Origin of the sequence: Limisphaera ngatamarikiensis (assembly GCF_011044775.1) — a bacterium.
Taxonomy (GTDB): Bacteria; Verrucomicrobiota; Verrucomicrobiia; order Limisphaerales; family Limisphaeraceae; genus Limisphaera; species Limisphaera ngatamarikiensis.
The window spans coordinates 131,795-141,437 of sequence record NZ_JAAKYA010000029.1 but is presented as its reverse complement, the minus strand read 5'-3'; the positions used below and the strand labels follow the sequence as shown (position 1 = coordinate 141,437).

General features: G+C 65.0%; 5 protein-coding genes. 4 read left to right on the top strand and 1 reads right to left on the bottom strand.

Annotated features, from left to right (window positions below; translation table 11 throughout):
• Both G4L39_RS05220 and G4L39_RS05215 read left to right on the top strand, forming a co-directional pair.
• Positions 1 to 553: GspE/PulE/PilB domain-containing protein (locus tag G4L39_RS05220; RefSeq protein WP_165106448.1), on the top strand; the 553-nt coding region annotated here is incomplete at its 5' end.
• Between the two features lie 6 nt (positions 554 to 559).
• Positions 560 to 2,296: a GspE/PulE family protein gene (locus G4L39_RS05215; protein ID WP_165106447.1), complete on the top strand. Its 1,737-nt coding sequence runs from the start codon at positions 560 to 562 to the stop codon at positions 2,294 to 2,296.
• A 22-nt stretch (positions 2,297 to 2,318) separates the two neighbouring features.
• Here the strand turns inward: G4L39_RS05215 and G4L39_RS05210 are convergent, their stop codons facing one another.
• Positions 2,319 to 3,080, bottom strand: coding sequence for a type III pantothenate kinase (locus G4L39_RS05210; protein ID WP_165106445.1), 762 nt, complete (start codon positions 3,078 to 3,080; stop codon positions 2,319 to 2,321).
• Positions 3,081 to 3,537: 457 nt separating this feature from the next.
• Here G4L39_RS05210 and G4L39_RS05205 point away from each other — a divergent pair, with 457 nt between their 5' ends.
• Both G4L39_RS05205 and G4L39_RS14970 read left to right on the top strand, forming a co-directional pair.
• Positions 3,538 to 7,662, top strand: coding sequence for a glycosyltransferase family 117 protein (locus tag G4L39_RS05205; RefSeq protein WP_165106444.1), 4,125 nt, complete (start codon positions 3,538 to 3,540; stop codon positions 7,660 to 7,662).
• A gap of 144 nt (positions 7,663 to 7,806) precedes the next feature.
• Positions 7,807 to 9,643 (top strand): valine--tRNA ligase (locus tag G4L39_RS14970; protein ID WP_240893813.1); only part of this gene is annotated, 1,837 nt, incomplete at its 3' end.

Sequence of the window (9,643 nt, the reverse complement as noted above, 5' to 3'; positions counted from 1 at the left end):
CCTCGCCCCCCCCACCCCCGCCACCGACACCGACTTCACCCCGGCCAAATCCGGTCCCCGTCCCGCCCCCGCGCCCACACCCACTCCCTCCTTCGCCCTCGCCGTCGAAGACGGCCGCTCCGCCATGCGCAAAATCTTCGTCGACGGCCGCATCATCGCCCCGGCGGACTTCGACGCCTGCTGGCCTGAGCCCGACCTTTCCCGCCCACCCGCCGAACCGGTGCCCCCGTTCATCCAGATCCTCCACGAAAAAGGCCTCGTCCCCGTCGAACGTTCCCTCAAACTGCTGGTGGACCGCAGCCGCCTCGCCTATCTGCCCCTGGACCGGTACGACGTGGACGTGGACCTGACCCGCCGGTTCCCGGCAACCCTGTGCCGGCGCTGGTGTATCCTCCCCTTCGACACCCTGGGCCGGACCCTCCTGGTGGCCACCGCCAACCCCTTCAACCAGGAAGCCATCCGCGAACTCGGCACCGTCTGGCATCACCGCCTCCAGTGGTACCTGGCCGCACCCGCCGACCTCCTCAAATACCTCCGCACCGCCTTTCGATAACCCGCCATGCCACCCATCAAAACATTCGGGGAACGCATCGCCGACGCACTGGTCGAGGACGGCCTCCTCACCCCCCAACAGGTCGCCGAGCTGCTGGAACTCCAGCGCAAGGACGGCGCGCGCCTGGTCAAACTCATCCAGGACAGGGGCTACGTCAGCGAAACCGACCTCGTCGTCTCCATGGGGCGGGTCCTCAACGTCCCGCCCGTCAACCTCGCCCGCCTTCAGATCCCCCTCGACGTCGCCGAAATCATCCCGCGCGACCTGGCCCAAAATCACAAGGTCATCCCCATCGCCCGGCTCGACTCCAAACTGTTCGTGGCGATGGCCGATCCCCTCAACGTCCTGGCCCTCGACGACCTCAAACGCACCACCAAACTCGAGGTCCACCCGCTCATCGCACCCGAACGCGCCATCCTCGACAAACTCAGCAGCCTCGACGCCGCCAAAAGCGGCAGCATCGAACAATTCATCCAGGACACCCAAAAGGCCGAGGCGGAGGCGGAGGCCGACCAGGTCGAGGTCACCCGCGACGCCGTCGAAGAGGTCAACCTCGACCAACTGGCCGCCTCCAGCGAGGAGGCCCCCGTCATCAAACTGGCCAACCTCATCCTCGTCCAGGGCATCAAGGAACGCGCCAGCGACATCCACCTCGAACCCTTCGAAAAAACCGTCCGATTGCGCTACCGGATCGACGGCGTCCTCCACGACGTCACCCCGCCCCCCAAAAGCATGTACCTCCCGCTGGTCTCCCGGTTCAAAATCATGTCCAACCTCGACATCGCCGAACGCAGACTGCCCCAGGACGGCCGCATGCGCGTCCGCGTCGGCGGCCGGGACTACGACCTCCGCGTCTCCATCCTCCCCACCGTCCACGGCGAAAAGGTCGTCCTCCGCGTCCTCGATAAATCCAACCTCTCGGGCAGCCTCGACCAGTTGGGGCTGGACGAGGACACCTACCGCCGGTTCAAAGCCGCCATCGACGCACCTCATGGACTCATCCTCGTCACCGGCCCCACCGGCTCCGGCAAAACCACCACCCTCTACTCCGCCCTCAACGAACTCAACAGCCCCATCTACAACATCATCACCGTGGAAGACCCGGTGGAATTCCAGATCCCCGGCATCAACCAGGTCCCCGTCCGCAAGGAAATCGGCCTCACCTTCGCCAATGCCCTCCGTTCCATCCTCCGCCAGGACCCCGACATCATCATGATCGGCGAAATCCGCGACGCCGAGACCGCCGAAATCGCCATCGAAGCCGCCCTCACCGGACACCAGGTCCTCTCCACCATGCACTGCAACGACGCCGCCGGCGCCATCACACGCCTCGACGAAATGGGCATCGCACCGTTCCTCATCTCCTCCTCCGTCATCCTCTCCTGCGCCCAGCGCCTCATGCGCAAAATCTGTTCCCACTGCAAGGAACCCGTCTCCTACCCGCCCAAAATGTTCCAGGACCTCAACATCGACCCCGCCCTGTTCGACGGCGTCACCCTCTACCGCGGGCGCGGATGCGAGCGCTGCCGCAACTCCGGCTACTCCGGCCGCATGGCCATTATCGAAGCCATGACCGTCACCGACGAAATCCGCAAACTCATCATCGCCCGCGCCAATTCCCACGAAATCAGTCAGGTCGCCATCCAACAGGGCATGAAAACCCTCCGCATGGTGGCCCTCGAACGCGCCCGCCAGGGATTGTCCACCCTCGAACAGGTGCTCGTCCTGACCATGTCCCACTAAACCGACCCCGCAGCGGCCACGGTCACTTCCCCGGACCGTAATGCGCCTGCCAGGTCAATCGAAGCCCCTCCAGGGTCAAATCAGGGCACACGGCCCGAATCCCCCGAACCCGCTCCGCCATCAGCGCCGCATACCCGCCGGTCGCCACCACCGGCAGCCGCCGCACGCCCAACTCCCTCCGAATCCCCTTCAGGATCGCCTCCACCAAACCCGGATACCCGAAAAACGCCCCCGCCAACATCGCCTCCTCCGTACTCCGCCCCACCACCCTCTCGCACGGCCGCAGTCGAATCCGCGGCAACAACGCCGTCCGCTCATGCAAATAATCCGTCATCGCCGCCAGCCCCGGCGCAATCACACCCCCCACATAACACCCCCGGCGATCCACCACGTCAAACGTCACCGCCGTCCCAAAATCCACCACCACCACCGGCGCCCCAAACCGGTGCCACGCCGCCAGCGCATTGGCCAGCCGATCCGCACCCACCGTCTCGGGCCGCGGATAATCCAACGCCAGCCCCCGGAGCGTGCCCGCATGCAGTTCCAGGAGCCGGACTCCCCAGCCACGCCGCACGGCCGATCGCACCCGCGGCGTCACCGCCGGCACCACACTCGCCAACACCGCACCGGTCACCTGACGCCGACCCACCCCGGACCGCAACGCCTTCGTCGCCCGACCCGAACGCCAATCGCGGGTAGGTATCTCCCACTGCCGCTCCACACGCTCCGCACCGGCCAATCCCACGTGCGTGTGCGTGTTCCCGATGTCGATCAACAGGATCATGTCCCCATGCCTCTGACGCGCCGATCCCCATGGCGCACCGCCATCGGCCCGCCCACACTACCCGCACGCCCCACCCCCCAGCAAGGCCGCCACCTCCGCCTCCGCTCCAATCCCACCCGACCCGAATCCCTCGCGCGCCCCGACGCCCCCGCGTGCAGCCGGCCTTTGAGCATTCGCCCGCCCCGTCCGGTCCATACCTTGCGATGGTGCCCGATCATTCAAACCTGCAGGTGCACGGCACGCCGGTCACGACCCCGGATGTCAGGGCCGGAGCCCTCGGCCTTCAATCAACCGACTTGAACAACCGGCTCCGCCCCGGTTCACCCTCCTGCCCACACCGGCCGTCCGTGTCCCGACCCCGCCCGTGCACCGCCCACTTTTGAATGGACAAACGGACCGCTGCTCCGGTCTAGTGATGCACCGTTCAAAAACATCGCGCCAACAATCGTTCAACCGCATGGTAAGCAACAAACCAACCGGTGTGGAAAAAACCGGCGCAACCACGAACCCGCCCGGCGCGGGCGCCATCCGGGCCGCACAGCCCGAGCTGCCGCCCCTGTTCCGGCCGGTGGACTGGCTCACCTTCGCGGTCACGGCATTGACGGTCTTCCTCGGCTATCTCTGGACGCTCGCGCCGGACCTCACCCTGGAAGACTGCGGGGAACTGGCCGTGGCCAGCTACTACGCCGGCATTCCGCATCCGCCGGGTTACCCCGTCTGGACCCTGTACACCTGGCTCTGGACCCACCTGCCCTGGTCGAACATCGCCTGGCGCGTAGCCCTGGCGAGCGCCTTCGCCGGAGCCCTCGCCTGCGGATTCCTCGGCCTGCTGGTCTCCCGCGGCAGCAGCATGCTCATGGAAGGCCTGGAGGAACTCAAAGCCATGACCGGCCGCTGGGAGAGCGCCATCTGCATGGTTTCGGGTTTCGTCGCCGGTGGCCTGCTCGGCTTCAACGGCTTCATGTGGAGCCAGTCCATCATCGTCGAGGTCTATTCCCTGAGCGTGCTTTCCCTGGTGCTGGTCCTGCTCTTCCTGCTCCGGTGGATCTATGCACCGGACCAGTGGCGCTACCTTTACTGGGCCTTCTTCATGTTCGGCATCTGCTTCACCAACCACCAGTCCCTTCTGGTGGCCGCCATGGGGATCGAGGTCGCCATCATCGCCGCCCGACCCGCCCTCGGCCGCGATTTCATGCTGGCCAACAGCATCGTTTACCTGCTGGGCCTCGTCGCCTATGCCATGGGCAAACTGCCCACCTTCGAGAGCCGGCCCGGCCAGCTCAACATGATGTTCGTCATCTTCAACATGGTCGGGGTCGGTTCCCTGGTGACGCTGTTCTGGCTGTTCCACAAGACCCAACGGCTGGGCACCTTTTGGAAACCCGTCCTCGTTTGCGGCCTGCTCTTCTTGCTGGGGGTCTCCTTCTACCTCTACATGCCCATCGCCGGCATGACCAATCCCCCCATGCAATGGGGTTATCCCCGGACCGAAGAGGGCTTCTGGCACGCCCTGACCCGCGGCCAGTACGAGAAAGCCAACCCCACCAACTTCATCACCGATCCCCAGCGATTCCTCATGCAGTTGGGGATGCTCATCGAGGGCGTGGCCAACGAGTTCAGCTGGGTCTTCATGTTCATTGCCCTGGTCCCCTTCCTCTTCCTGCGCCGCATGCAACAACGCGAACGGGCATGGATCGTCGGCATCACCGCCATCTACCTCTGCCTCGGCGTGCTGCTCATGATCCTCCTCAACCCGCCCCCGGACCGCGCGGCACGCGAACTGATCCGCGTCTTCTTCACGGCCTCCCACGTTTGTGTAGCCCTGCTGGTCGGCTACGGCCTGACCCTCGTGGCAGCCTACATGGCCACCCACTTCGCCTCCTTCCGCATCCACGGTCTCTGGGGCGGCGGCGTCGCCCTCGCCCTGGCCATCATGGGCCTGAGTTTCAAAATCGAGGAGCTCTTCGGTGGCGAACCCGACGTCGGTCCCCTGACGCTCTTCTTCACCGGCATCGCCCGCGCGTTTCAACCGCACCAGTACGGCCTCACGATCTACGCCGGCCTCATGCTGGTCGGCATGACCCTGGCCTTCATCGCCGGCTGCGCCATCTACCGTCGGCGTGCGCCCCTGGCCATCACCCTGGCCATGTTCGCCCTCATGCCCGCCTACTCCTTCATGAACAACTGGTTCGAAAACGAGCAGCGCGGTCACCTCTTCGGTTACTGGTTCGGCCACGACATGTTCTGTCCGCCCTTCGTCGGCCCCGACGGCAAACTCACCTACGACCGCAACCTGCGCGAGCAGTACCTCAAGGATCCGGAGAAAAGCCGATTCGTCTACCCCGAAATGGCCCGCCACGCGGTCCTCTACGGCGGCACCGATCCCGGCCGGTTCTGTCCCACCTACACCATCTTCTGCGAGAGTTTCATCCCGCCCCGCTGCAAACCGCGCGACCCCGAGTTCGATCGCCGCGACGTCTACATCATCACCCAAAACGCCCTCGCCGACGGCACTTACCTGATGTACATCCGCGCCCACTACAACAAGAGCGAGCAGGTCAAATACGACACCCCCTTCTTCCAGGAACTGCTCCGCAGTGAAGAGGAATCGCGCGCCAATTACCGAACCAACCTTCTGGCGCGGCTGGCCTGTCTCCTGCTGGACCGGCCCCTCACCGCACTGGGTAACGCCGTCGAAAAACGGCGTCGGGCCGGTTCCTCCTACTTCAACCCCGGGGATTTCCTCCCCGGGTTTGTGGAAAAGCTCCGGGCTCAGGCCGACCCCGTCTCCGCCTTCCTCTACACGAACCTCAGCGAACGAACCCGGCAAAGCCTCGTCGGCCCCACCCCCGACCTCAAAGCCCTTGCCCGCGATCTGAACGCCATCCTGGAACGCGAATACAACGCCTGGCAGCAACTGGCCAAACTCCGCGCCCAAAAGGCCGCCCTGGAGGACAAGCTGCTCGGGCTGACACCCACGCCGCGCCAGAAACGCCAGCTGGATTCACTCCGCGACCGGATCGCAGCCCTCGAAAACCTTGAACCCCTCTACACACCCCAACGCTTCGCCCACGTCCAACTCTCCGACCACGTCCAAAAATTCATCCGTCAAAACCCGCGCCTCCACACGCGCATCCGACTCAACCGGCTCCTGCTCGAAGAAGCCTATCCGGGCCTGCTGGCCCGCAGCAAGGGTGGCGTCTACCCCGACCTCGAAATCTACATCGCCAGCCCGGAAGACTCCCAGCGGTGTTTCAACCAGTACATCGAGGACGCCGCACGCCGGCTCCGGCTCAACCAACTCAAACCGGGCGAAAACGTATCCCTGGTCGGCACCGGCCCCGACCAAAAAATCCAGGTCTCCGGCCAGGTCTCCGTCATGGCCATCAACGGCCTCATCGCCAAGGTCATGTTCGACAAAAACCCCGACCACGAATTCTACGTCGAGGAAAGTTTCCCCCTGGACTGGATGTACCCCCACCTGGTGCCCTTCGGCATCATCATGAAGGTCAACCGCGAGCCCCTGCCCGAACTGACCGAGGACATCCTCGCCCGCGACCACCACTTCTGGTCCCACTACTCCGAACGGCTCATCGGCAACTGGATCACCTACGACACCCCCGTCCGGCAGATCACCGAATGGGCCGAACGCGTCTATCTCCGGCGCAACTTCGCCGACTTCAAGGGCGACCCCAAGTTCGCCCGGGACGACCAGGCCCAAAAATCCTTCTCCAAACTCCGCAGCTCCATCGCCGGCGTCTACGCATGGCGCGTCGCCGAGGCCAACAACCGGCTCGCCCAACTCCAGGCCAATCCCCTGCCCGACCCCGCCGCCCAAAAAGCCCAGATCGCCCACTGGACGGCCGTCCGGGACCGCATGATCCGTGAGGCGGATTTCGCCTTCCGCCAGGCATTCGCCTTCTGCCCCTACAGCCCGGAAGCCGTCTTCCGTTACTGCCAGCTCCTCATCTCCCTCCAGCGCTACAATGACGCCTATCTCATCGCCGAAACCTGTCGCAAACTCGACCCCTACAACCAACAGGTCAGCGACCTGGCCCAGCGACTCCGAACCGTCCGCGACGTCGGTCCCACCGCGCTCCTGCCCGGTACCCCCGACCTCGCCACCATGGAACGTACCCTGGCCACCAACCCCGCCGACTTCCAAAACGCCCTCGACCTCGCGGCCACCTACCTCTCCCTCGGCCAAACCAACCGCGCCTTCGAAGTCTTCGACGGCATTGTCCATCACCCCCAGGCGCCCGCCGGGGCCCTCCTGGCCGTCGCCCAGGCCTACGTCTCCCTGGGCAACTATCCCAGGCTCGAAACCACACTCGAACGGCTCGTCCAGATCAATCCCACCCACCCCGAGGCCTGGTACGACCTGGCCGCCATGAAAGCCATCCTCCAAAAGCCCGCCGAGGCCATCCCCGCCCTGCGCCGCGCCCTCGAACTCAGCGACGCCCGCATCCAAACCAATGCCAACGCCTCCAACCTCCGCCAGATCGCCCGCCAGGACCCGCGCTTCAAACACCTCGCCCAAAACCCGGCCTTCCAAAAACTCCTCGAACCATCCCCGCCATAACACCCAGCAGCGCCCCCACAGCGAACCCCTTCCCCACGGTACCCGTCCAGGCCCCGACGCCAACCTCGGCCCCTTTTGACCCGGACCGGCCAACCGGAGCCGGCATTGCCCCGGTCGCATGCCCTTCGCTAAAGTGCACAGGCCATGAGTGACATTCCGAAAGCCTACGAACCACGGGCGGTGGAAACCCGGTGGTACACCACCTGGGAAGAGAGCGGGTTTTTCACGGCCAACCCGGCCTCCCCCAAACCGGCCTACTCCATCGTCATCCCGCCACCCAACGTCACCGGCGTCCTCCACATGGGCCACGTGCTCAACAACACCATCCAGGACATCCTGGCCCGCAAAGCCCGCATGGAAGGTTTCGAAGTCCTCTGGCTGCCGGGCACCGACCACGCCGGCATCGCCACCCAGGCTGTCGTCGAAAAAACCCTGCGCAAACAGGGCCTGATGAAACATCGTGAAGACCTCGGCCGCGAAAAATTCCTCGAACACGTCTGGGCCTGGAAGGAGAAACACGGCAACATCATCATCCAGCAACTCAAACGCCTCGGCTGCTCCTGCGACTGGTCCCGGCTCCGATTCACCATGGACCCGGACTATTCCCGCTGCGTCCAGAAGGTCTTTGTCGCGCTGTTCCGCGACGGACTCATCTACCGCGGCCTCCGCATGGTCAATTGGGATCCCGCCGCCCGCACCGCCCTCTCCGACGAGGAGGTCGAATGGGTCGAGGAAAAAAGCCACCTCTGGCATCTCAAATACCCCCTGCTCGATGACCAGGGCCGGCCCCTGCCCGACCGCCACGTCGTCGTCGCCACCACCCGACCCGAAACCATGCTCGGCGACGAAGCCGTGGCCGTCCATCCCGCAGATGCCCGCTACCGCGACCTCGTGGGCCGGCGCGTCCTGCTGCCCCTGCGCAACAAACCCATCCCCGTCATCGCCGATGAAGCCGTCGATCCCGAGTTCGGCACCGGTTGCGTCAAGGTCACCCCGGCCCACGACCCGGCCGACTACGAAATCGCCCTCCGCCACAACCTGCCCTTCACCGTCGTCATCGGCCCGGACGGCCGCATGACCCCCGAAGCCGGCGACGGCTTCGCCGGCCTCGACCGCATGGAGGCACGCACGGCCGTCGTGGCCCACCTCGAAAAACTCGGCTTCCTCGTCAAAGTCGAGGACTACACCCACCGGGTCGGCTACAGCCAGCGCAGCCACGTCCCCATCGAACCCCGACTCAGTGAACAATGGTTCCTCCGCTACCCCGAGGTCGAACGCGCACGTCAGGTCGTCGAGCAGGGACAAATCCGGTTCCACCCCGACCGCTGGGTCAAGACCTACACCCATTGGCTCACCCACCTCAAAGACTGGTGCATCAGCCGTCAGCTCTGGTGGGGCCACCGCATCCCGGTCTGGACCCGCACCTTCCCGGACATCCACACCCTCGAAGCCGCCCTGAACCAACTACCCGCTCGGGACCCGGAAACCGCCTGGCGCCGCGACAACCTCACCCTCATCGTGGCCACCGCCAACCCCGCCCTTCAGGAACAACTCACCTCCACCGGATGGGAACAAGACCCCGACGTGCTCGACACATGGTTCAGCTCCTGGCTCTGGCCCTTCGCCACCATGGGCTGGACCGGCCAGCCAGACCTCGACCGTCAAAACCCCACCCTCAGCCGCTTCTACCCCACCACCGACCTCGTCACCGGCCCCGACATCATCTTCTTCTGGGTCGCCCGCATGATCATGGCCGGCCTCCGTTTCATGAACGACGTGCCCTTCCGCAACGTCTACTTCACCGGCATCATCCGCGACAAACTCGGTCGCAAGATGAGCAAGAGCCTCGGCAACTCGCCCGACCCGCTCGACCTCATCGACCGTTACGGCGCCGATGCCCTCCGCTTCGGCACCATGCGCAGCGCACCCCTCGGCCAGGACGTCCTCTTCGACGAAAAAGACGTCGAACTCGGCCGCAACT